General features: G+C 71.6%; 19 protein-coding genes and 3 pseudogenes. 6 read left to right on the top strand and 16 right to left on the bottom strand.

The window, feature by feature from the left end; genetic code table 11:
- Positions 1-13: 13 nt before the first annotated feature.
- Positions 14-920: pseudogene (locus ACIRPX_RS25955) on the top strand (acyl-CoA dehydrogenase family protein).
- On the opposite strand, the gene ACIRPX_RS25950 reads toward ACIRPX_RS25955, so the two are convergent.
- Both ACIRPX_RS25950 and ACIRPX_RS25945 read right to left on the bottom strand, forming a co-directional pair.
- A complete protein-coding gene (locus ACIRPX_RS25950) occupies positions 895-2,544 on the bottom strand; it encodes a cytochrome bc complex cytochrome b subunit (protein ID WP_404199064.1) in 1,650 nt (549 codons plus the stop codon). The pseudogene ACIRPX_RS25955 and the gene ACIRPX_RS25950 sit on opposite strands and share 26 nt — an antisense overlap.
- Positions 2,545-2,613: 69 nt before the next feature.
- Positions 2,614-3,339 carry a vWA domain-containing protein gene (locus tag ACIRPX_RS25945; protein ID WP_404199062.1) on the bottom strand — a complete coding sequence of 242 codons (726 nt, stop codon included), beginning with the start codon at positions 3,337-3,339 and terminating at the stop codon, positions 2,614-2,616.
- A 97-nt stretch (positions 3,340-3,436) separates the two neighbouring features.
- On the opposite strand from ACIRPX_RS25945, the gene ACIRPX_RS25940 reads away from it, so the two are divergent.
- Both ACIRPX_RS25940 and ACIRPX_RS25935 read left to right on the top strand, forming a co-directional pair.
- Complete coding sequence (locus ACIRPX_RS25940) at positions 3,437-4,348, top strand: rhomboid family intramembrane serine protease (RefSeq protein ID WP_404199059.1); 912 nt, start codon at positions 3,437-3,439, stop codon at positions 4,346-4,348.
- A 36-nt stretch (positions 4,349-4,384) separates the two neighbouring features.
- Positions 4,385-5,290 (top strand): chitosanase, encoded by a 906-nt coding sequence (locus tag ACIRPX_RS25935; RefSeq protein WP_404199057.1) that lies wholly within the window; start codon positions 4,385-4,387, stop codon positions 5,288-5,290.
- 120 nt (positions 5,291-5,410) lie between these two features.
- On the opposite strand, the gene ACIRPX_RS25930 is transcribed toward ACIRPX_RS25935, so the two are convergent.
- From ACIRPX_RS25930 to ACIRPX_RS25920, 3 genes are all read right to left on the bottom strand, one after another.
- Positions 5,411-6,874, bottom strand: coding sequence for a glutamate synthase subunit beta (locus tag ACIRPX_RS25930; protein WP_404199054.1), 1,464 nt, complete (start codon positions 6,872-6,874; stop codon positions 5,411-5,413).
- Complete coding sequence (gene gltB / locus ACIRPX_RS25925; RefSeq protein WP_404199052.1) at positions 6,867-11,459, bottom strand: glutamate synthase large subunit; 4,593 nt, start codon at positions 11,457-11,459, stop codon at positions 6,867-6,869. The genes ACIRPX_RS25930 and gltB overlap by 8 nt, the downstream gene beginning before the upstream one ends.
- A gap of 366 nt (positions 11,460-11,825) precedes the next feature.
- The gene (locus ACIRPX_RS25920; protein WP_404199050.1) at positions 11,826-12,557 is read right to left on the bottom strand and encodes a VIT1/CCC1 transporter family protein; all 732 of its coding nucleotides are present in this window, start codon (positions 12,555-12,557) and stop codon (positions 11,826-11,828) included.
- Between the two features lie 273 nt (positions 12,558-12,830).
- On the opposite strand from ACIRPX_RS25920, the pseudogene ACIRPX_RS25915 reads away from it, so the two are divergent.
- Both ACIRPX_RS25915 and ACIRPX_RS25910 read left to right on the top strand, forming a co-directional pair.
- A pseudogene (locus tag ACIRPX_RS25915) lies at positions 12,831-13,451 on the top strand (ADP-ribosylglycohydrolase family protein); the annotation flags it as partial.
- A pseudogene (locus ACIRPX_RS25910) lies at positions 13,432-13,734 on the top strand (CoA ester lyase); the annotation flags it as partial. The pseudogenes ACIRPX_RS25915 and ACIRPX_RS25910, both read left to right, overlap by 20 nt.
- A 5-nt stretch (positions 13,735-13,739) precedes the next feature.
- On the opposite strand, the gene lgt reads toward ACIRPX_RS25910, so the two are convergent.
- The 11 genes from lgt to hisI form a co-directional block, all read right to left on the bottom strand.
- Complete coding sequence (gene lgt, locus ACIRPX_RS25905; protein WP_404199047.1) at positions 13,740-14,723, bottom strand: prolipoprotein diacylglyceryl transferase; 984 nt, start codon at positions 14,721-14,723, stop codon at positions 13,740-13,742.
- Between the two features lie 82 nt (positions 14,724-14,805).
- A complete protein-coding gene (locus tag ACIRPX_RS25900) occupies positions 14,806-15,579 on the bottom strand; it encodes a DsbA family protein (RefSeq protein ID WP_404199044.1) in 774 nt (257 codons plus the stop codon).
- 84 nt (positions 15,580-15,663) lie between these two features.
- Positions 15,664-16,482 (bottom strand): tryptophan synthase subunit alpha, encoded by an 819-nt coding sequence (gene trpA, locus ACIRPX_RS25895; RefSeq protein WP_404199042.1) that lies wholly within the window; start codon positions 16,480-16,482, stop codon positions 15,664-15,666.
- Positions 16,479-17,762, bottom strand: a complete 1,284-nt coding sequence (gene trpB, locus ACIRPX_RS25890) for a tryptophan synthase subunit beta (RefSeq protein WP_404199040.1) — start codon at positions 17,760-17,762, stop codon at positions 16,479-16,481. Before trpB ends, trpA begins: the two co-directional genes overlap by 4 nt.
- Positions 17,763-17,830: 68 nt before the next feature.
- Positions 17,831-18,016 (bottom strand): tryptophan biosynthesis modulator TrpM, encoded by a 186-nt coding sequence (gene trpM, locus ACIRPX_RS25885; protein WP_404199391.1) that lies wholly within the window; start codon positions 18,014-18,016, stop codon positions 17,831-17,833.
- Positions 18,017-18,058: 42 nt separating this feature from the next.
- Entirely contained in the window at positions 18,059-18,868 is an 810-nt protein-coding gene (gene trpC, locus ACIRPX_RS25880; protein WP_404199038.1) for an indole-3-glycerol phosphate synthase TrpC, read from the bottom strand.
- A 144-nt stretch (positions 18,869-19,012) separates the two neighbouring features.
- Positions 19,013-19,462 carry a DUF2752 domain-containing protein gene (locus ACIRPX_RS25875; RefSeq protein WP_404199036.1) on the bottom strand — a complete coding sequence of 150 codons (450 nt, stop codon included), beginning with the start codon at positions 19,460-19,462 and terminating at the stop codon, positions 19,013-19,015.
- An 88-nt stretch (positions 19,463-19,550) separates the two neighbouring features.
- A complete protein-coding gene (locus ACIRPX_RS25870) occupies positions 19,551-19,811 on the bottom strand; it encodes an HGxxPAAW family protein (protein ID WP_404199034.1) in 261 nt (86 codons plus the stop codon).
- Positions 19,812-19,953: 142 nt separating this feature from the next.
- A complete protein-coding gene (locus ACIRPX_RS25865) occupies positions 19,954-20,595 on the bottom strand; it encodes a TIGR02234 family membrane protein (protein WP_404199031.1) in 642 nt (213 codons plus the stop codon).
- Between the two features lie 70 nt (positions 20,596-20,665).
- Complete coding sequence (locus ACIRPX_RS25860; protein ID WP_404199028.1) at positions 20,666-22,144, bottom strand: anthranilate synthase component I; 1,479 nt, start codon at positions 22,142-22,144, stop codon at positions 20,666-20,668.
- Between the two features lie 11 nt (positions 22,145-22,155).
- Positions 22,156-22,548, bottom strand: coding sequence for a phosphoribosyl-AMP cyclohydrolase (gene hisI, locus ACIRPX_RS25855; protein ID WP_404199027.1), 393 nt, complete (start codon positions 22,546-22,548; stop codon positions 22,156-22,158).
- Between the two features lie 83 nt (positions 22,549-22,631).
- Between hisI and ACIRPX_RS25850 the strand changes: the two genes are divergently transcribed.
- The gene (locus ACIRPX_RS25850; RefSeq protein WP_404199025.1) at positions 22,632-23,267 is read left to right on the top strand and encodes a TIGR03085 family metal-binding protein; all 636 of its coding nucleotides are present in this window, start codon (positions 22,632-22,634) and stop codon (positions 23,265-23,267) included.
- The last annotated feature ends 97 nt before the right edge of the window (positions 23,268-23,364 follow it).

The following is a 23,364-nucleotide window of genomic DNA, read 5'->3' as shown; positions in this document are numbered from 1 at the left end:
CTCCCTGGACGCCATGCTCACGGCGGCGGACACTCCGTCGGCCGTCCGGGACTGGAGCCAGGGCGACCCTGCGCGCGGACGTGCGCTGTGGTCCCGTGTCGCCGAGGCGGGCGTCTTCTCGCTCGCGGTGCCGGAGAAGTACGGCGGCGTGGGCCTGCGCCCGGTCGAACTCGCTCTCGCCTTCGTCGAGTTGGGACGGCACGCGGTGCCGGGGCCGCTGGTGGAGACGGTCGCCGCGGCCGCGCTGTTCACCGGGCCGGGCCGGGACGCCGAGCGGCTGCTCCCGCCGCTGGCGTCGGGCGCGGCGATGGCCACGCTGGCTCCCGAAGGGGCGCGCGCTGGATGCGGACGTGGCCACCGTCCGGCTCTCGGTGACGCCCGGCGGTGTGCGGCTCGCCCCCGGCCACGGCCCGCTGCGGACGTCGCTCGACCCGGCCCGCCGGCTCGCGCTCCTGGCGCCGGGCGGGGAGCTGCTCAGCGGGCCGCGGTCCGTCGAGCGCGCACTGGCCTGCGCCCGCCTCACCACCGCCGCCCAGGCCCTGGGCGTCGGCCTCGCCCTCCTGGACCGCACCGTCGCGTACACCGGGCAGCGCACCCAGTTCGGCGTCCCCATCGGCTCGTTCCAGGCCGTCAAGCACCGTCTCGCCGACGCGAAGATCGCCCTGGAGTTCGCGCGGCCGGTTCTCCTCGGCGCCGCCTCGACCCTCGCGCCCGCCGACGTCGCGGCCGCCAAGGTCACCGCGTGCGAGGCTGCGTACGCCACCGCCCGTGCCGCGCTGCAGCTGCACGGCGCGATCGGGTACACCGCCGAGTACGACCTGTTCCTGTGGCTGACCAAGGCCCGTGCGCTGCGCTCCGCCTGGGGCGGGCCCCAGGAGTGCCGGGACGTGGTGCTCAGTGGTGGTGATCGCCGCCGGTGAGTTCGCGGTACTCCTCCACCGTCGGCTTCGGGATGCGCGAGTCGGACCCGAACATGGCGCGGGCCAGCTGCGCGCGCACCCGCTGGGAGACCGTGACCGGCCGCCGCACACCGTTGGCGTCGACCGTCGGACCGATCTCGTAGGGCGGATTCTGCTCGTGCTGGGTGAGTGTGAACAGCTGGTCCTGCGCGAGGGGTTCGTGGACCTCGACGAACTCGCCGGTCGGCAGCCGCTTGATGGTGCCGCTCTCCCTGCCGTGCAGCACCTTGTCCCGGTCCCGGCGCTGCAGGCCCATGCAGACCCGCTTGGTGATCACGAACGCGGCCACCGGCGCCACGAAGAACGCGATCCGCACGAACCAGGTGATCGCGTTGATGGACAGATGCAGATGCGTGGCCACGATGTCGTTGCCGCCGCCGATCAGCAGGACCGCGTACAGCGTCAGCCAGGCCACGCCCAGGCCGGTGCGGACGGGCACGTTGCGCGGCCGGTCCAGGATGTGCTGCTCACGCCGGTCGCCGGTGATCCATGCCTCGACGAAGGGGTAGAGCCCGAGGGCGAGCAGGATCAGCGGGAAGAGCGAGAAGGGGATGAGGACACCGGGCACCAGCGTGTGGCCCCAGACGTTGATCTCCCATCCCGGCATCACCCGGATCAGGCCCTCGGAGAAGCCGAGGTACCAGTCGGGCTGGGCGCCGGTGGTGACGAGGTCGGGCCGGTACGGGCCGAAGGCCCACACGGGGTTGATGCTCGCGATGCCGCCCATGATCGCCAGCACACCGAAGACGAGGAAGAAGAAGCCGCCCGCCTTCGCCATGTAGACCGGCAGGAAGGGCATGCCGACCACGCTCTTCTGGTCCCGCCCGGGCCCCGGGTACTGCGTGTGCTTGTGGTAGAAGACCAGGATCAGATGGGCGACCACCAGGCCCAGCATGATCCCGGGCAGCAGCAGGACGTGGACCGGGAACAGCCGCGAGATGATGTCGTGCCCCGGGAACTCCCCGCCGAACAGGAACATCGACAGATACGTCCCGACGATCGGGATCGACAGGATCGCGCCGTCGGCGAAGCGGATGCCGGTGCCGGAGAGCAGGTCGTCGGGGAGCGAGTAGCCGGTCAGCCCGGTGATGATGCCGAGCAGCAGCAGGGTCCAGCCGAACAGCCAGTTGAGCTCGCGCGGCTTGCGGAAGGCGCCGGTGAAGAACACCCGCATCATGTGCACGAGCATGCCGGTGACGAAGACCAGCGCGGCCCAGTGGTGGATCTGCCGGATCAGCAGCCCGCCGCGCACGTCGAAGCTGATGTCGAGGGTGGACTCGTAGGCCCGCGTCATCGAGATGCCGTTGAGCGGGGTGTACGAGCCGTGGTAGATCACCTCGACGCCGCTCGGCTCGAAGAAGAGGGTGAGGTAGATGCCGGTGAGGATCAGGATGAGGAAGCTGTAGAGGCAGATCTCCCCGAGCATGAAGGACCAGTGGTCCGGGAAGACCTTGCGCATGTTGGCCCTGGCCAGCCCGTAGAGCCCCAGCCGCCCGTCGGCCCAGTCGGCGATCCGCTCGCCCGGGCCGGCCGGCTCCCTCCGTGCGGAGCTCGCCGTTTCGTTCCCCGATCGTGCGCCGTCCATACGTTCGTCGCCTCCCCGTCGGATCATCCTCAGGGTGGCACGGGGGCCCGGCCCGGGCCAACGGTCCGGTCAGGACGGCGGCAGGATCCCCTGGGCCCGCGCCGCCACCAGCCACGTCGGGAACTCCCCGACCAGCCGGTCGTACAGCTCCTCGTCGGACACCGCCGCGGGGTCCGCACCGGCGTGGAAGAACCCGGCGTTGTCCACCACCCGCCGGTCCGGCACCGCCAGTTCGTCGAGCCTGCGCAGGAAGTCGAACTGCTTGCTGTCCGGGTCCCCGAAGCCCACGAACTGCCAGAACAGGGGCAGCTTCGCGGCCTTGCACAGATACCGTTCGGCGGCGAGCCTGCTGATCGGGCCGCCGTCGGTCTGGAAGACGACGAGCGCGGGGGCGGTGGAACCGCTGTCGAGGTAGTGGTCGATCACGGCGTCCATCGCCAGGTGGTAACTGGTCCGCCCCATGTGCCCGAGGCCGGCCACGATCCGCTCGATGCGGCCCTCGTGACGGGCCAGCTCGATGTCGGTCTCGGCGTCGACGTCCGTCGAGAAGAAGACCACCGGCACGCGTCCGTCGTCGTCGAGGTGTGCGGACAGGCCGAGCACCCGGTCGGCGAGCGCCTGCACACTGCCGTCCTTGTAGTACGGCTTCATGGAGCCGGAGTGGTCGACCACCAGGTACACGGCGGCACGCGTTCCCGCCAGGCCGTGCCGGTGCAGCGAGACCCCCGCGCTCTTGTACAGGCTGACCAGCGCGGGCGCGGTCTCCTCGACCTTCTTGAGACTGATCGCAACCATGACCCCTACTCTCCCATCCGCCACCGGTGTTCGTTATTTTGTTCGGCGCCGTCCCCACCGGCTCACCGTCCGTCCCACCCCTTCCGAGGAGCCGGCTGTGGAACCCGAGTCCGCCGTCACCACCTGCTACCGCCACCCCAAGGTGGAGTCCCATGTCCGCTGCACCCGCTGCGACCGCTACATCTGCCCGGACTGCATGCGGGAGGCGGCCGTCGGCCACCAGTGCGTGGAGTGCGTGAAGGAGGGCGCGCGGTCGGTGCGGCAGGCGCGCACGGTGTTCGGCGGCCGGATCGCGGCCGTGCCCGTGGTGACGTACGTGCTGATCGGCGTCAACGTGCTCGCGTACCTGGCCGAGTTGGTGCGCCCGGCGTTCGTGGACCGCTTCGAGATGCTGGGCCGCGGCCTCGCGGGACCGGACGGCGGCCACTACGTCTGGCAGGCCGCCCACCCCTCGGGCTACCACGCGGAAGGTGTCGTGGACGGCGAGTGGTACCGCCTGCTGACCGGCGCGTTCCTCCATCTCCCGGTCACCGGGGGGACGTTCGGGATCCTGCACATCGTGATGAACATGGTGGCGCTGTGGAACATCGGCCGGGTGGTGGAGTACCAGCTGGGCCGGGTCCGCTACGTCACGCTGTACCTGCTGTCCGCGCTCGGCGGCTCGGTCCTGGTCCTGCTGCTCGCGCCCGGCACCCCCACGCTCGGCGCCTCCGGTGCGATCTTCGGGCTCGGGGCGGCGTACTACGTGATGGCCCGCCGCCTCGGCGCCGAGATGAGCACCGTCAACCGCTTCATGGCGGGCCTGCTGCTGTGGCTGCTGATCTCCGCCGGCCTCACCTCCTGGCAGGGCCACCTCGGCGGGCTGCTCGCGGGCGGCCTGGTGACGCTGGCGTACGCCTACGCGCCGCGGGACCAGCGCCGCGACCTCGTCCAGGCCGGTACCTGCGTCGCCGTGCTGGCGCTGCTGGTGGTCCTCAGCATGGCGAAGGTCGCGGAGCTGACCGTGTGATCCGATCATGGAACATGTGCACGTAATGTGTGCCCCATGAAACGTGCCGGCTGTCTGCTGTTCGCGGCCCTCCCCGTGGTCATCACGGCGGGCGTCTACGTCCTCACGCCCGCGCACTCCGACGACGGCACCCCGAAGACCACCGTGTCCGCGGCGCAGCACGGCGCCGCGGACGCCAAGAACCGGGCCGAGAAGGAGCGGGCGGAGGACGACGAGGTGATCGCCGACCTGCCGCCCGGCCTCGCCGCCCCGGCCAAGAAGGAGCTGGCCCAGAAGCTGGTCGCGAGCGCCGAGAACTCGACCCTGGACTGGCGCAGCGCGTACGGCTACATCGAGGACATCGGCGACGGCCAGGGCTACACGGCCGGCGTCATCGGCTTCTGCACCGGCACGCACGACCTGCTCACCCTGGTGGAGCGCTACACCAAGGCGCACCCCGGCAACGGCCTCGCCGGGTACCTCCCGGCCCTGCGCGCCGTCGACGGCACGGACTCCCACAAGGGCCTGGACCCGGGCTTCACCGCCGCGTGGAAGGCCGAGGCCCGGCTGCCGGCCTTCCGCCGGGCCCAGGACGAGGAGCGCGACCGCGTCTACTTCAACCCGGCCGTCCGCCTCGCCAAGCTCGACGGCCTCGGCACGCTGGGCCAGTTCATCTACTACGACGCCCTGGTCTTCCACGGCCCCGGCACCGGCCCGAACAGCTTCTACGGGCTGCGCGAGCGCGCCATGCGCGAGGCGGACACCCCGTCCCAGGGCGGCTCCGAGAAGCACTACCTGGACATCTTCCTGGACGTCCGCCGCAAGGCGATGCGGGCCAAGAAGGCCGGCATCGACACCTCCCGCATCGACACGGCCCAGCGCCAGTTCCTCTACGACGGCAACCTGAACCTGAAGACACCGCTGACGTGGAAGGTGTACGGGGAGACGTACAGGGTGCCGTAGCCGACGGCGGACATGCGACGGCGCCCGCCCACAGTCCGGTCGGGGACTCAGGGGGACGGGCGCCGTCGGTGTTCCGTACGCCTTTGTACGGGACGTCCTGTGGTGCTTCCCGAGGGGCCGTCAGGCCATCAGGGAGCGGTCCGTCGGGCGGATCGGGGCCGGCAGGTCGCTGGCGCCGGTCAGGAAGCGGTCCGCTCCCTTGGCGGCGGAGCGGCCCTCGGCGATCGCCCACACGATGAGCGACTGGCCACGGCCCGCGTCACCGGCGACGAAGACACCGGGGACGTTGGTCTGGAAGTCGGCGTCGCGGGCGATGTTGCCGCGCTCGTCGAGCTCCAGGCCGAACTGGTCGACCAGGCCGTTGTCGCGGTCGGTGCCGGTGAAGCCCATGGCGAGGGTGACCAGCTGGGCGGGGATCTTGCGCTCCGTGCCCGGCTTCGAGGTCAGCTTGCCGTCGACGAACTCGACCTCGGTCAGGTGCAGCCACTGGACGTTGCCGTCCTCGTCGCCCTCGAAGTGGGTCGTGGAGACGGAGTAGACCCGCTCGCCGCCCTCCTCGTGCGCCGAGGTGACCTTGTAGAGCATGGGGAAGGTCGGCCAGGGCTGGCTGGTCGGGTGCCGCTCGTCGTTCGGGCGGGGCATGATCTCCAGCTGCGTGACGGAGGCCGCGCCCTGGCGGTGGGCGGTGCCCACGCAGTCGGCGCCGGTGTCGCCGCCGCCGATGACCACGACGTGCTTGCCCTCGGCCGAGATCGGGGCGGTGACGTAGTCGCCCTCCTGGACCTTGTTGGACAGGGGCAGGTACTCCATCGCCTGGTGGATGCCCTGGAGCTCGCGGCCGGGGACCGGGAGGTCACGGGCGGTCGTCGCGCCGGCGGCGACGACGACCGCGTCGTACCGCTTCTTCAGGTCGGTCGCCTTGAGGTCGCGGCCGATCTCGATGCCGGTACGGAAGCGGGTGCCCTCCGCGCGCATCTGCTCGATACGGCGGTTGATGTGCCGCTTCTCCATCTTGAACTCGGGGATGCCGTAGCGCAGCAGGCCGCCGACGCGGTCGGCACGCTCGTAGACGGCGACGGTGTGGCCGGCCCGGGTCAGCTGCTGGGCGGCGGCCAGGCCCGCCGGGCCCGAGCCGATGACGGCGACGGTCTTGCCGGACAGGCGCTCGGGGATCTGCGGGGCGACGTCCCCGGTCTCCCACGCCTTGTCGATGATCGAGACCTCGACGTTCTTGATGGTGACCGGTGCCTGGTTGATGCCGAGCACGCACGCCGACTCGCAGGGCGCCGGGCAGAGACGGCCGGTGAACTCCGGGAAGTTGTTGGTCGCGTGCAGGCGCTCGGAGGCGGCCGCCCAGTCCTCGCGGTAGGCGTAGTCGTTCCACTCGGGGATCAGGTTCCCCAGCGGACAGCCGTTGTGGCAGAACGGGATGCCGCAGTCCATGCAGCGGCTGGCCTGCTTGCTGATGATCGGCAGCAGGGAGCCGGGGACGTAGACCTCGTTCCAGTCCTTGACGCGCTCGGTGACGGGGCGGGTCTTGGCGACCTCACGGCCGTGGTTCAGGAAGCCCTTCGGGTCAGCCATTGATCGCCGCCTCCATCATCTTCTCGGTGATCTCGGTCTCGGTGAGACCGGCTCGCTCGGCGGCGTCCTTGGCGGCGAGCACTGCCTTGTACGTGCTGGGGATGATCTTGCTGAAGCGCTCCACGGCGGTGTCCCACTCGGCGAGCAGCTTCCCGGCGACCGTGGAGCCCGTCTCCTCCTGGTGCCGGCGCACGACGTCGTGCAGCCACTGCTTGTCGGAGTCGTCGAGGGCCTCCACGGCGCTGGCGTTGCCGACGTTGACGTTGTCGACGTCCAGGTCGATCACGTACGCGACACCGCCCGACATGCCGGCCGCGAAGTTGCGGCCCGTCTCGCCGAGCACCACCGCGTGACCGCCGGTCATGTACTCGCAGCCGTGGTCGCCCACGCCCTCGGAGACGACCAGCGCGCCGGAGTTGCGGACGCAGAACCGCTCGCCCGTACGGCCGCGCAGGTACAGCTCGCCGCCGGTGGCGCCGTAGGCGATGGTGTTGCCCGCGATCGTCGAGTACTCGGCGAGGTGGTCCGCGCCCCGGTCCGGGCGGACGATCACGCGGCCGCCGGACAGGCCCTTGCCGACGTAGTCGTTGGCGTCGCCCTCCAGGCGCAGCGTGACACCGCGCGGCAGGAAGGCGCCGAAGGACTGGCCCGCCGAGCCGGTGAAGGTGATGTCGACGGTGTCGTCGGGCAGGCCCGCGCCACCGAACTTCTTCGTCACCTCGTGGCCGAGCATGGTGCCGACCGTGCGGTTGATGTTGCGGATGGCGACCTGGGCGCGCACCGGCTGGGCGTCGGTGGCGGAGTCCGCGGCCAGGGCATCGGCGGCGAGCTTGATCAGCTCGTTGTCGAGCGCCTTGGTCAGGCCGTGGTCCTGCTCGATCAGCCGGTGGCGCACCGCGCCCTCGGGCAGCTCGGGCACGTGGAACAGCGGCTCGAGGTCCAGGCCCTGCGCCTTCCAGTGGTCGACCGCGCGGGTCACGTCGAGCGCCTCGGCGTGGCCGACGGCCTCCTCGATGGAGCGGAAGCCGAGCTCGGCGAGGATCTCGCGGACCTCTTCGGCGATGTACCGGAAGAAGTTGACGATGTACTCGGCCTTGCCGGTGAACCGGTCCCGCAGGGTCGGGTTCTGGGTGGCGATGCCGACCGGGCAGGTGTCCAGGTGGCAGACGCGCATCATCACGCAGCCGGAGACGACGAGCGGCGCGGTCGCGAAACCGAACTCCTCGGCGCCGAGCAGCGCGGCGATGACCACGTCACGGCCCGTCTTGAGCTGGCCGTCCGTCTGGACCACGATGCGGTCGCGCAGGCCGTTGAGCAGCAGGGTCTGCTGGGTCTCGGCGAGGCCGAGCTCCCAGGGGCCGCCCGCGTGCTTCAGCGAGGTGAGCGGGGAGGCGCCCGTGCCGCCGTCGTGGCCGGAGATGAGCACCACGTCCGCGTGCGCCTTCGACACACCCGCGGCGACCGTGCCGACGCCGACCTCCGAGACCAGCTTCACGTGGATCCGCGCCTGCGGGTTCGCGTTCTTCAGGTCGTGGATGAGCTGGGCCAGGTCCTCGATGGAGTAGATGTCGTGGTGCGGCGGCGGGGAGATCAGACCGACACCCGGGGTGGAGTGACGGGTCCTGGCGACCCACGGGTAGACCTTGTGGCCGGGCAGCTGCCCGCCCTCGCCGGGCTTGGCGCCCTGGGCCATCTTGATCTGGATGTCGTCCGCGTTGACCAGGTACTCGGAGGTCACGCCGAAGCGGCCGGAGGCGACCTGCTTGATGGCGGACCGGCGGGCCGGGTCGTACAGGCGGTCCGGGTCCTCGCCGCCCTCGCCGGTGTTGGACTTGCCGCCCAGCTGGTTCATGGCGATGGCGAGCGTCTCGTGCGCCTCGCGCGAGATGGAGCCGTAGGACATGGCGCCGGTGGAGAAGCGCTTGACGATCTCGGAGGCCGGCTCGACCTCGTCGACGGAGATCGGCTCGCGGCCGGACCTGAAGCCGAACAGGCCGCGCAGCGTCATCAGGCGCTCGGACTGCTCGTTGACCCGCTCGGTGTACTTCTTGAAGACGTCGTAGCGGCCGGTGCGCGTGGAGTGCTGGAGGCGGAAGACGGTCTCCGGGTCGAACAGGTGCGGCTCGCCCTCGCGGCGCCACTGGTACTCGCCGCCGATCTCGAGGGCGCGGTGGGCCGGCGCGATGCCGGAGGCCGGGTACGCCTTCGCGTGGCGGGCGGCGACCTCCTTGGCGATGACGTCGATGCCGACGCCGCCGATCTTGGTGGCCGTGCCGTTGAAGTACTTCTCGACGAAGGTCTCGTCGAGACCGACGGCCTCGAAGACCTGGGCGCCGCGGTAGGAGGCGACGGTCGAGATGCCCATCTTGGACATGACCTTCAGCACGCCCTTGCCGAGGGCGTGGATCAGGTTGCGGATGGCCTGCTCGGCCTCTATGTCCGTCAGGAAGGTGCCGGCGCGGACCAGGTCCTCGACCGACTCCATGGCCAGGTACGGGTTGACCGCCGCGGCGCCGAAGCCGATGAGCAGGGCGACGTGGTGGACCTCGCGGACGTCGCCGGCCTCGACCAGCAGGCCCACCTGGGTGCGCTGCTTGGTGCGGATGAGGTGGTGGTGGACGGCCGCGGTGAGCAGCAGCGACGGGATCGGCGCGTGCTCGGCGTCCGAGTGGCGGTCCGACAGGACGATCAGCCGGGCGCCGTTCTCGATGGCGGCGTCGGCCTCGGCGCAGATCTCGTCGATGCGCGCGGCCAGCGAGTCGCCGCCGCCGGAGACCCGGTACAGGCCGGAGAGGGTCGCCGCCTTGAAGCCGGGCATGTCGCCGTCGGCGTTGATGTGGATGAGCTTGGCCAGCTCGTCGTTGTCGATCACCGGGAAGGGCAGCAGGACCGAGCGGCAGGAGGCCGCCGTCGGTTCGAGCAGGTTGCCCGAGGGGCCCAGCGAGGAGCGCAGCGAGGTGACGAGCTCCTCGCGGATGGCGTCCAGCGGCGGGTTGGTGACCTGCGCGAACAGCTGGGTGAAGTAGTCGAAGAGCAGCCGCGGACGCTCGGACAGGGCCGCGATCGGGCTGTCCGTACCCATCGAACCGATCGGCTCGGCGGCGGCCTTGGCCATCGGCGCGAGGATGACGCGCAGCTCCTCCTCGGTGTAACCGAAGGTCTGCTGGCGGCGGGTGACCGAGGCGTGGGTGTGGACGATGTGCTCGCGCTCGGGCAGGTCGCCCAGCTCGATCTCGCCGGCCTCGATCCACTCGGCGTACGGCTGCTCGGCGGCCAGCGTCGCCTTGATCTCGTCGTCCTCGATGATGCGGTGCTCGGCCGTGTCCACGAGGAACATGCGGCCGGGCTGCAGCCGGCCCTTGCGCACGACCTTGGCCGGGTCGATGTCGAGGACGCCGACCTCGGAGCCGAGGACGACCAGGCCGTCGTCGGTGACCCAGTAGCGGCCGGGGCGCAGTCCGTTGCGGTCGAGGACCGCGCCGACCTGCCTGCCGTCGGTGAAGGTGACACAGGCCGGGCCGTCCCAGGGCTCCATCATCGTGGAGTGGAACTGGTAGAAGGCACGCCGGGCCGGGTCCATGGAGTCGTGGTTCTCCCACGCCTCCGGAATCATCATCAGCACGGAGTGCGGCAGCGAACGGCCGCCCAGGTGCAGCAGTTCGAGCACCTCGTCGAAGGACGCCGAGTCGGAGGCGTCCGGCGTGCACACCGGGAACAGACGCTCCAGGCTCTGCTCGCCGAACAGGTCGGAGACCAGCTGCGACTCGCGGGCGCGCATCCAGTTGCGGTTGCCCTTGACGGTGTTGATCTCACCGTTGTGCGCGACGAAGCGGTAGGGGTGCGCGAGCGGCCACGACGGGAAGGTGTTCGTGGAGAAGCGCGAGTGGACCAGCGCGATGGCCGACGCGAAGCGGCGGTCGGAGAGGTCCGGGAAGAACGGCTCCAGCTGGCCGGTGGTCAGCATGCCCTTGTAGACGATGGTGCGGGCGGAGAGCGAGGGGAAGTAGACGGCCGCCTCGCGCTCGGCGCGCTTGCGCAGCGCGAAGGCCCTGCGGTCGAGCGCGATGCCCTTGCTCGCACCGTCCGTCACGAAGATCTGCCGGAAGGCGGGCATGGTCGAACGGGCGGTGGCGCCGAGGAGTTCCGGGGCGACCGGGACCTCGCGCCAGCCGAGCACCGTGAGGCCCTCCTCGGCGGCGATCGTCTCGATGCGCGAGACGGCGTCGTCGGTGCCCTCCTCGGGGAGGAAGGCGATGCCGACCGCGTAGGCGCCCGCCTCGGGCAGCTCGAAACCGGCCACCTCGCGGAAGAAGGCGTCGGGCACCTGCGCGAGCAGGCCGGCGCCGTCGCCGGAGTCCGGCTCGGAGCCGGTGGCGCCGCGGTGTTCGAGGTTGCGCAGCACCGTCAGGGCCTGTTCGACCAGGGTGTGGGACGCCTCGCCGGTGAGGGTGGCCACGAAGCCGACGCCGCACGCGTCGCGTTCGTTGCGGGGGTCGTACATACCCTGCGCAGCAGGGCGAGCATCCATGAAGGACCAGTTCTGGCCATTCGCGGAATGCTGGGACGGCTGGCGCGGCGTACGCATCGGCTCTCCCGTCGTCGTCTCAGGTGGCATGTTCAAGGTGCCGAGGGACGACGTTGGCCCTCTGCTCGGTGCAAAATTTCGTGCAGGTTACATGATGGAGCGGTTCTCGGGAAGCGGATGCTTCGTTCCAACATGCGGACACCGCGGGGCGGCGGGGGTACCGCGCCTGCGGTGGAAGCCATGGGGACCGAACGGGACAGATCGATGTCCGTCGGTCCAAGGCGGGAGGGGCGTCGTCGCCCGCCCCGCGGGTGCGCGACAGGCGTCATTGCCCACAGCGCTTACGGCTCATGCCCCGTGGTCATGCATCCGAAACCAGCGAGTAACGGCTACTTATGCGGCCCAACGCATAGTCTGCAACGGCCTTTATCCTACGGCCGTCCCGAAGAGGATGCCCAGGGCGTACGTCACACCGGCCGCCGCACCGCCGAGGGCGAGCTGCCTGAGTCCGCTGTACCACCAGCTGCGTGCCGTCACCCGGGCCACCACCGCACCGCAGCCGAACAGCCCGAAGAGCGCGAGCAGCACGGCCGGCCACAGCACGGTCGCACCGAGCAGATACGGCAGCACGGGCAGCAGGGCGCCCAGCGCGAAGGACCCGAACGACGACACGGCCGCGACCAGCGGGGACGGCAGGTCGCCGGGGTCGATGCCGAGCTCCTCGCGGGCGTGGATCTCCAGCGCCTGCTCGGGGTCCTTCGACAGCTGCCGGGCCACTTCCCGCGCCAGCTCGGGCTCGACCCCGCGGGCCTCGTAGAGTGCCGCGAGCTCCGCCTCCTCGTCCTTGGGGTGCTTGCGCAGCTCCCTGCGCTCCACGTCCAGCTCCGCCTCCACGAGCTCGCGCTGCGAGGCGACGGACGTGTACTCACCGGCGGCCATCGAGAAGGCTCCGGCCGCGAGGCCCGCCAGCCCGGTCAGCACGATGGCCTGCCGGCCGACGGCGCCACCGGCGACACCGGTCATCAGCGCGAGGTTCGAGACCAGGCCGTCCATCGCGCCGAAGACGGCGGGGCGCAGCCAGCCGCCGTTCACATCCCGGTGCGTGTGGTTGTCGCGGTGCGCTTCGTGCAGCGCGGCTTCGGTCTCGATGATGGCCACGGGTCTCCCCCAGGAAAGCTAAGCCAAAGCTAACTTTGGACACGTTCTATGTTTCGACAACCCAGAATGTACGCCTCGCATTCCCTCCCCGCCACCAAGGAAAGGCTCGGCTAACCTGCGGTTTCGCCCGCGGCCGGTCATCCGCCACGGCCTGCGCGCACATGCCGACCGGGTGACGCCGGCGCCCGCCGGGCTCGGCGGAACCGCTCCGGTGGGACACATCCGCAAACGGCTCCCGGAGTACCGGAGTCCCGCGGGAGAGGCCGCGCGCGTATGACATCGGTCGCCTGCACTCCCTCCGTCCCGCCGCCCGGCGACGCCGCCGGAATCCGCGAACGGGCGCGCGGCGCGCTGCTCGGCCTCGCCGTCGGTGACGCCCTCGGGGCCCCGGCGGAGAACATGAGGCCCTCGGAGATCCGCGCCCGCCGGGGCCGTATCACCGGCTATGTCACCGACCGCCCCTGCGGCACCGACGACACCGAGTACGCGATCTTCTCCGGTCTGCTGCTCGCCCGGCACGGCGCGGCCCTCACCCCGGCCCATGTGGAGGCGGCCTGGCACGAGTGGATCGCGGACCGGGAGGAGGGGCCGTTCCGCGGCGCGGGCTTCAGCGAACGCGGCACCCTGGAGAACCTCCGCCGCGGTCTCGCCGCGCCCATCTCGGCCCAGCACCGGCACGCCTGGAGCGACGGCCTGGCCATGCGCGCGGCCCCCTTCGGCGTCTTCGCCGCGGGGCGCCCCGCCGAGGCGGCCCGGCTGGCCGCCATCGACGGCTCGGCCAGCCATGACGGCGAGGGCATCTACGGCGGCCAGGCGGTGGCGGCGGGCGTCGCCGCGGCGATGGCGGGCGCCCCGCCCATCGCCGTCGTGGCCTCCGCCCCCGCAGTCGGTCCACCCGGACATCCGCGACCTGGAGGGGCTCGCGGCCTCGTGCGCCCGCGGCCGCACCCTGGGCCTCCTCGGCCGGGCCGCCATGCACCCGCGCCAGCTGCCCATCATCGAACGGGCCTGCCTGCCCACGGCGTGGGAGATCGAGGAGGCCGAGACGGTCGTCAAGGCGGCGACGACCCGGCAGGGCGCCCAGGCCCTGCCGAACGGCCGGTTCGTCGACGCGGCGGTGGTGGCGACGGCGCACCGCACGCTGTCGCCGGCCGGCCGCCGGCAGGCATTCCTCTGAGAGGGTCAGCTCTTCTTGGCCGACCCGGCGCCGTCCGTCGCCTCGTCCTTGACGCCGGTGTCCGCGTCCGCGTCCCCGTCCTCGTCCTTCGCACCGGCGTCCTCAACGGTGCCTTCGTCCCCGGCCGGAGCGTCACCGGCCGGGCCGTCACCGTCGGCCTCCCCGTCGGAGACACCCGGCTCGACCACGGCCTCCCGCCCCGGCCGGATCCTCGACGAGACGACGATGTACGCCACCGCGAGCAGGAACACGAGCAGCGCGGTCCAGTCGTTCAGCCGCAGGCCCAGGATGTGGTGGGCGTCGTCGACGCGCATGTACTCGATCCAGGCCCGGCCCACGCAGTAGGCGGCGACGTAGAGCGCGAACGCCCGTCCGTGCCCGAGCTTGAAGCGGCGGTCGGCCCAGATGACCAGGAAGGCGACGCCGACGCACCACAGGGACTCGTAGAGGAACGTCGGGTGGTAGTACCCGGGCACACGTCCGTCGGTCGAGGACGTGATGTGCAGCGCCCAGGGGACGTGCGTCTCTCTGCCGTACAGCTCCTGGTTGAACCAGTTGCCCCAGCGGCCGAGCGCCTGGGCGAGGACGATGCCGGGCGCGACGGCGTCGGCGTACGCGGGCATCGGGATGCCGCGGCGGCGGCAGCCGATCCAGGCGCCCAGGGCACCGAGAGCGATGGCGCCCCAGATGCCGAGCCCGCCCTCCCACACCTTGAAGGCGTCCACCCAGTCACGGCCCTCGCTGAAGTACAGCTCGTAGTCCGTGATGACGTGGTAGAGCCGGCCGCCGACGAGACCGAAGGGCACCGCCCAGACAGCGATGTCGGCCACCGTGCCGGCCCGTCCGCCGCGGGCGATCCAGCGCTTGTTGCCGAGCCAGACCGCGACGAAGACGCCGATGATGATGCAGAACGCGTAGCCGCGCAGCGGGATGGGGCCGAGGTACAGCACCCCACGCGACGGGCTCGGAATGTAGGCAAGTTCTTCCATGGCAAGGTCGACGCTACCGTGCCGGGCGGGCCGGACGGCAGGCGGACCGGCTACGGCTCCATAACGGGCGGACGTGAATCTCTTACCCCTTGTTCGCCTGCTGCACCAGTTGCTTCAGCTTCGCGGGCGTCATCGTCTGGTCCTGGTAGATGTTCTTGCCGTTGAGCAGAACCGTCGGCGTCCCGCCGAAGCCGCCGGCCTTGAAGGCGTCGTTGGACTTGTTCACCCAGCTGTCGTGCGTGCCGCCGTCGACGCAGGAGCGGAAGGCGGGCGTGTCGAGGCCCTTCACCTTGCCCGCCAGACCGATCAGCTTGCTGTTGTCGCCGAAGGCGTCGTCGGTCTCCTTCGGCTGGTTCGCGTACAGCACGTCGTGGTAGTCGCGGAACTTCCCGGCGTCCTGGGCGCACGCCGCGGCGTTGCCCGCGCGCAGCGAGCCGGTGCCTCCGAGGTTGCCGTCGATCAGCCTGACCAGGTGGTACTCGATCCGCATCTGCCCGGAGTCGGTCAGCTCGTGCAGCGTGGGGCGGTACGCCGTCTCGAAGGCCATGCAGGCCGGGCAGCGGAAGTCCTCCCAGATCGTGAGCGTCGACTTGGCGCCGTCCTTGCCCACCGGGATGGCCAGGCTGTCCTTGCCCTGTGCCCCGGAGGGCGCCACGGCCGGGCCGGACGCCTTCGTCTTGTCCTTGCCCGAGTTCGCGGCGACCACGCCGATCACGGCGGCAAGGCCCAGGACGCAGACGACGCTCGCGCCCACGATCAGCGCCCGCCGTCGCTTGTCGGCGGCCTTCTGCTTCGCGCGCTCGTCCGCCAGCCGCTCCCGGGCGGTGCGCTTTTCCTCACGGTTCTTCTCGCTCACACCCCCAGAACGAACCGGGGAGGCGCATTGCGCCTCCCCGGTGCCAGATCCACCCGTAAGGGGGACGAGGGTGACACGCGACGTCTACGCCTGGCCGCGCACGCCCTTCGCGAGGTCGGCGGCGAGCGAGCGGACGGCCTCGACGCCGGCCGCGTGGTCCGGCGCGTCCAGCATCCGCTTGACGAAGGCCGAGCCGACGATCACGCCGTCGGCGAAGCCGGCGACCTGGGCGGCCTGCCCGGCGTCGGAGACGCCGAGACCGACGCAGACGGGCAGGCCCGTGCCGGTGGCCCGGGTGCGCCCGACCAGGTCCTGCGCCTGCGCGCCGACCGACTCGCGGGTGCCCGTGACGCCCATCAGCGAGGCCGCGTAGACGAAGCCGCTGCCCGCGCCGGTGATCTGCGCCAGCCGTTCGTCCTTGCTGCTGGGCGCGACCACGAAGACGGTGGCCAGCCCGTGCTTGTCGGCGTGCTCCCGCCACAGCGCCGACTCCTGCACCGGCAGGTCGGGCAGGATGCAGCCCGCGCCGCCCGCCTCGGCGAGCTCGGCGGTGAAGCGCTCGACGCCGTAGCGGTCGATCGGGTTCCAGTACGTCATGACGAGGATCGGCTTGCCGGTGGCCTCGTAGGCCTCCTTGACCGTCCGCATGACGTGCGCGATCTTGACGCCGCCGCGCAGGGCGATGTCGTCGGCGGTCTGGATGACGGGCCCGTCGAGGACCGGGTCGCTGTGCGGCAGGCCGACCTCGACGACGTCCGCGCCGCCGTCCAGGGCCGCCTTGACCGCCTCGATGCCGCCGTCCACGGTCGGGAAGCCGGCCGGGAGGTAGGCGATGAGCGCGGAGCGCCCCTCGGCCTTGGCGCGGGCGAGGGTGTCCGTCAACAGCTGGATGGTGCCGCTCACTTGGCGTCCCCCTCGATCTCGGCGGTGTCGGCCCGGTCGGCGGCGACCTCCGCGTCGGTGTCGTACAGGCCGAAGTAGCGGGCGGCCGTGTCCATGTCCTTGTCGCCGCGGCCGGACAGGTTGATGACGATCAGGCCGTCCCCGCCCAGCTCCCTGCCGACGTCCAGGGCGCCCGCGAGGGCGTGCGCGCTCTCGATCGCCGGGATGATGCCCTCGGTGCGCGACAGCAGGCGCAGGGCCTGCATCGCCGCGTCGTCGGTGACCGCGCGGTACTCGCCGCGGCCGCTGTCCTTGAGGTAGGAGTGCTCCGGGCCGATGCCCGGGTAGTCCAGACCGGCCGAGATGGAGTACGGCTCGGTGATCTGGCCCTCGTCGTCCTGCAGGACGTAGGAGCGGGAGCCGTGCAGGATGCCGGGCTCGCCCGCGGTCAGCGTGGCCGCGTGCTCGCCCGTCTCCACGCCGTGCCCGGCCGGCTCGCAGCCGATCAGGCGGACGGAGGCGTCCGGGATGAAGGCGTGGAAGAGGCCGATGGCGTTGGAGCCGCCGCCCACGCAGGCGACGGCGGCGTCCGGGAGACGGCCGGCGCGTTCCAGCAGCTGGCGCCTGGTCTCCACGCCGATGACGCGGTGGAAGTCGCGGACCATGGCCGGGAACGGGTGCGGGCCGGCGACCGTGCCGAAGAGGTAGTGGGTGTGGTCGACGTTGGCGACCCAGTCGCGGAAGGCCTCGTTGATGGCGTCCTTGAGGGTACGGCTGCCGGACTTCACCGCGACGACCTCGGCGCCGAGCATGCGCATGCGGGCCACGTTCAGGGCCTGGCGCTCGGTGTCGATCTCGCCCATGTAGATGGTGCAGTCGAGGCCGAACAGCGCGCAGGCCGTGGCGGTCGCCACGCCGTGCTGGCCGGCGCCGGTCTCGGCGATGACGCGGGTCTTGCCCATGCGCCGGGTGAGCAGGGCCTGGCCGAGGACGTTGTTGATCTTGTGGGAGCCGGTGTGGTTGAGGTCCTCCCGCTTCAGGAAGATCCGGGCACCGCCGGCGTGCTCGGCGAACCGGGGCACCTCGGTCAGGGCGCTGGGCCGGCCGGTGTAGTCGACCAGCAGGTCGTCGAGTTCACGGGCGAACTCGGGGTCGTGCTTGGCCTTGTCGTACTCGACGGCCACCTCGTCCACGGCGGCGACCAGGGCCTCCGGGATGAACTTGCCGCCGAACGCGCCGAAGTAGCCCTCGGGCGTGGGGACCTGACCCGAGGGGTCGGGGATGAAGAAGTCGCTGGGCATGCGGATACCTCACGGTGAGTGCGTGGAAGGACACTGATCGCCGTGGGGGCGGAGCCTGTCGTGCGGCCTCAGGCCGTGGCGGGCCGGCCGCGCGGTTCCCCGCGCCCCCGTGGGGCGCGCTGCCATCGTCGGCCGTTGACCTGCCCGGGTTCGTCTCCGATGACGTACCTGACCCTGCGGCCGTGCACGCGGCGGGCCGGAGCACGGCAGCCGCGAGGGCGGCAGCCACGCGCGAGGCGGGCGTGCCGGTCCATGGTGGTCACGGTGAGAGTCATCGGGACAAGCCTAGCCGGGCGTCAGCCCCGGCCGTGCCGCAGGGCGGGGTGTTCGCCCGCCGCGACCAGGTCGGAGACCGCGGACTTCGGGTCCTTGCCGGTGACCAGGGACTCGCCGACGAGGACCGCGTCGGCCCCGGCGTTGGCGTACGCGATGAGGTCGTGCGGACCGCGGACGCCGGACTCGGCCACGCGGACGAGATGGGCCGGGATCTCGGGCGCGACGCGCTCGAACGTGCCCCGGTCGACCTCGAGGGTCCTGAGGTTGCGCGCGTTGACGCCGATCACCTTCGCGCCCGCGTCGACGGCCCGCTCGACCTCGTCCTCGTCGTGGACCTCGACGAGCGCGGTGAGGCCGATGGACTCCGCGCGCTCGATCAGCGACTCCAGGGCCGGCTGCTCCAGGGCGGCGACGATCAGCAGCGCGAGGTCGGCACCGTACGCGCGGGCCTCCCACAGCTGGTACGAGGTGACGATGAAGTCCTTGCGCAGCACCGGGATGTCGACCCGGGCCCGCACGGCCTCCAGGTCGGCCAGCGAGCCGCCGAAGCGGCGCTGCTCGGTCAGGACGGAGATGACGGCCGCGCCGCCCGCCTCGTAGTCCGCGGCGAGTCCCGCCGGGTCGGCGATCGCGGCCAGCGCGCCCTTGGAGGGGCTGGAGCGCTTGACCTCACAGATGACCTTGACACCGTCGCCGCGCAGCGCGGCCAGCCCGTCCTTGGCCGCGGGGGCCTTCGCCGCGCGTTCCTTGAGCTCGTCGAGGCTGACGCGCGCCTGCCGCTCCGCGAGGTCGGCACGGACTCCGTCGATGATCTCGTCGAGCACACTCACGCGAGCGGCCCCCTTCCAGACGGTTGACTGTTCAGAGGTTGACCCAGGGGGAAAACCGGTGGTCACTGCGATGGTATCCGCAGGAGGGCGTAGGCCTCGCATCCGGTTGACGCCGGTCCCACTACCTGGACGTTCCCCTGTTGATCAAGGATGGAGCCAGCCACCGAACGGCAGGTTCCGGACAACCGTGAAGACCAGCAGCAACGTTCCCACGGTCCACAGGTGGACCGGCCCGAGGTCGAGGCGCAGCGGCCGGCCGCGGGCCGCACGCACCACCCATACGGTCCACAGCACGGCGAAGCCCAGATAGCCGACGACCGCGGGAGCGTTGTCCTGGAGGGCCGCCAGGAAGTCGCCGTGGATGAAGGAGTACGCGCTGCGCAGGCCACCGCAGCCGGGGCAGTAGATGCCGGTGAACCCGTAGAGCGGGCAGACGGGGTAGTGGCCGGGCCGGTTCGGGTCCACCGTGCCGACGTAGGCGAAGGCCCCGGCGACGGCCGCGAGCAGTCCGGCGGGCACGGCGAGCCGGGACACCGCCGTACGGCCGGCGGTCGCCTGGAGGGGAATCGGGCTCTCGGCGTTCACGTCCAGCATTCTCCCCCCGGCGGGGCCGCCACGCGCGCGTGAGGGGCGATCCGGTGCCGGATCGCCCCTCAGCGGTGGACGCGGACGCCGTACGGGGTCAGCCCTTCGTCGGGCTCGCGGCGGCCTGGCTCTGCGCCAGCGCCGTCTGGAAGTCCTGGTGCGCGTCCTTCGGCTGTCCCATGCCCATCGCGCTCATGACCCAGCCGACGACACCGCCGACGACCACGATGCCCATACCGGCCCAGAAGCCCGCGGGCTGAGCCATCACCATGAAGGCACCCGCGACGCAGAAACCGACGAAGGCGATCATGACACCGGTCCAGGCGGCCGGGGTGTGACCGTGGCTGCTGCCCGCCATTGCTTGCTCCTCATTGCTGTATTCGTGTCTGAGCCGGACGCTCGTGGAACATTGTCCCGCACGCGCGCGGGCCCGCCGCTCGGGGGTGGCCATCGTGCGTCGGCTCCGGTGGTGGACCGGACGCGGTGCGCCTCGCGGGAGGCTACGCGCCGGTGGGGTCCTCGCCCCGGTCCAGGGCCTTCCAGATGTCCTCGGGGCGGTCGGGGTCGACGGCCGCGGGCCTGCGGCGGGGCTTGGGGGCGCCGGTGCGTTCGTAGCGTCCGGACATCGTGGGCCACTGGCGGCCGTAGCGCAGGGCGAGCAGTCCGGCCACGAGGAGCAGGGCGCCGCCGGCCGCCGCGACGTAGGGCCAGGCGGTGTGGGTGAGGGCGCCCACCGTGGCCGAGGTGTCTCCGGCGGCCTGGGCGGCCTTCTCGTCGAGCGCGGAGGTGTCGGAGACGCCGAGCAGGGCCGCGGCGACGGTGCCGGCGCCGGAGAGCGCGAGCAGGGCCGAGACCAGCAGGCGGCCGCCGCTGCGGACGGCGAAGACGGCGACGAGCGCGGCGAGGCCCACTATGGCGAGCGCCGCGGGGACGCCGGTGACGTCGCTGCCCTTGGCGGTCAGGGAGAAGGCGCCGCCGGCCACCGTCGTGGTGCCCTCCGACCAGCGCTGGCGGGTGGACAGCAGCGCGACGGCCGCGCCGAGCGCACCGCACAGCAGGGCAATGGCGAGACTCCGGCGGCCGGCCCGTGCGGGTCCGTCGGCTTCGGAACGGGGGTGAGGAGCAGCAGTCACGTACTCCACTATCACCCGAACCCCGTGCGAACCGTCACCCGGGGTTCACGTGAGAAGCGCCCCACCGCCCCCGGACGTCCTATCCGCCGAGCCTGTTCGCCGTGTGGACGGCCCGGAGCACGGCGGCCGCCTTGTTGCGGCACTCCTGGTCCTCGGCGACCGGGTCGGAGTCGGCGACGATGCCTGCGCCCGCCTGGACGTACGCCGTGCCGCCGCGCAGCAGGGCCGTGCGGATGGCGATGGCGGTGTCGGAGTCGCCCGCGAAGTCGAGGTAGCCGACGCAGCCGCCGTACAACCCCCGCCGGGACGGCTCGAGTTCGTCGATGATCTGCATCGCCCGCGGCTTGGGCGCGCCGGAGAGGGTGCCGGCCGGGAAGCAGGCCGTGAGGACGTCGAAGGCGGTGCGGCCCCGGGCGACCGTGCCGGTGACGGTCGAGACGATGTGCATCACGTGCGAGTACCGCTCGACCGACATGAAGTCGACGACCTCGACCGAACCCGGCTCGCAGACCCGTCCCAGGTCGTTGCGGCCGAGGTCGACCAGCATCAGGTGCTCGGCGCGCTCCTTGGGGTCGGCCATCAGCTCGTCGGCGAGGGCCTGGTCCTCCTGCGGGGTCGCCCCGCGCGGCCGGGTGCCGGCGATGGGGTGCACCATGGCCTGCCCGTCCTCGACCTTCACCAGCGCCTCGGGGCTGGAGCCCACGACGTCGAAGCCGTCGAACCGGAAGAGGTACATGTACGGCGAAGGGTTGGTGGCCCGCAGCACCCGGTAGACGTCCAGCGCGCTCGCCGTGCACGGCGTCTCGAAGCGCTGCGAGGGGACGACCTGGAAGGCCTCGCCCGCGCGGATGCGCTCCTTGACGTCCTCGACGGCCGCCCGGAAGTCGGGGCCGCCCCACAGGGCGGTGTACTCCGGCAGTTCGGAGGGCGGGAGCACGGCGGGCGGCTGGGCGACCGCGCGCGTGAGGTCCGCCTCCATGGCGTCGAGGCGGGCGACGGCGTCGGCGTGGGCCTCGTCGACCCCCGTGTCGAGGTCGTTGTGGTTGATCGCGTTGGCGATCAGCAGGACCGAGCCCTCCCAGTGGTCCATGACGGCGAGGTCGCTGGTGAGGAGCATGGTCAGCTCGGGCAGTTCGAGGTCGTCCCGCTCGCCGGGGCCGATCTTCTCCAGGCGGCGCACGATGTCGTAGCCGAGATAGCCGACCATGCCGCCGGTGAAGGGCGGCAGGCCCTCCTGGTGCGGGGTGTGCAGGGCCTCGATGGTGGCGCGCAGGGCGGCGAGGGGATCGCCCTGCGTGGGGACGCCGACGGGCGGGACGCCGAGCCAGTGCGCCTGGCCGTCGCGCGACGTCAGGGCGGCGGCGGAGCGCACGCCCACGAACGAGTAGCGGGACCAGGAGCGGCCGTTCTCCGCGGACTCCAGCAGGAAGGTGCCGGGGCGCTCGGCGGCCAGTTTGCGGTAGAGCGCGACCGGGGTGTCGCCGTCGGCGAGGAGCTTGCGGGTGACCGGGATGACACGGCGGTCGGTGGCCAGCTTGCGGAACGTCTCGAGGTCCATGGCGGCTGACCTTACTGATCCGCGCCGGACGGACCGGAATCGGCGTCCTTGTGCAGGACGTCGGCCTCGAAGCAGGTGCGTGCCCCGGTGTGGCAGGCGGCACCGACCTGGTCGACCTTGACCAGCACGGTGTCCGCGTCGCAGTCCAGCGCGACGGACCTGACCCACTGGACGTGGCCGGAGGTGTCGCCCTTGACCCAGTACTCCTGGCGGCTGCGCGACCAGTAGGTGCAGCGGCCGGTGGTCAGGGTGCGGTGCAGTGCCTCGTCGTCCATCCAGCCGAGCATGAGCACCTCACCGGTGTCGTACTGCTGGGCGATGGCGGGGACGAGCCCGTCGGCACTGCGCTTCAGGCGCGCGGCGATCTCCGGGTCGAGGCTGCTGACTGGGGGCTTGCTGGTCATGGGTGCCATTGTGCCGCGCGGCACCGGCCGTCACGGTGGCGAGTCCACTGGGCGGACCCGGTAGGGGGCCGTAGGCTGACTCCATGTCGACTTTCGCCAAGCGTGAACGACTTCTCCTGGCCGACCTGTTGGAGGCCGCGGGCCCGGACGCCGCGACCCTCTGCGAGGGCTGGCAGACCCGTGACCTCGCCGCGCACGTCGTGGTGCGCGAGCGCCGCCCCGATGCCGCCGGCGGCATCCTGATCAAGCAGCTCGCCTCCCGTCTGGAGCGGGTGATGGCGGAGTTCGCCGCCAAGCCGTACGAGGAGCTGATCCAGCTCATCCGCACCGGCCCGCCGCGCTTCTCGCCGTTCCAGCTCAAGCAGGTCGACGAGATGTCGAACACGGTGGAGTTCTACGTCCACACCGAGGACGTCCGCCGCGCGCAGTCCGACTGGACGCCGCGCGAGCTGGACCCCGTCTTCCAGGACGCCCTGTGGTCCCGCCTCGAACGCTCGGCCCGGCTGATGGGCCGCGGCGCCCCCACCGGCCTCGTCCTGCGCCGCCCGGACGGCCAGACGGCGGTCGCCCACCGCGGCACGCCCGTGGTCACGGTCACCGGCGAGCCCTCGGAACTCCTCCTGTTCTCCTACGGCCGCCAGAACGCCGCGCATGTGGAACTGGAGGGCGACAAGGACGCGGTGGCCAAGCTGCACGAGGCGAAACAGCTGGGGATCTAGAGCCAACGCCGTGTAGTTAGCGCTGGGTGTCCGGTGTCAAGTTGTGCGGGTGGTCTGGATGTCGATGCTGATGGTGGCTTTGTAGCTGGTTCTGTCG

Source organism: Streptomyces sp. NPDC101225 (genome assembly GCF_044767585.1).
Taxonomy (GTDB): Bacteria; Actinomycetota; Actinomycetes; order Streptomycetales; family Streptomycetaceae; genus Streptomyces.
Note: the sequence above shows the minus strand (reverse complement) of the source record. Positions and strands in the feature narration are given on the sequence as shown.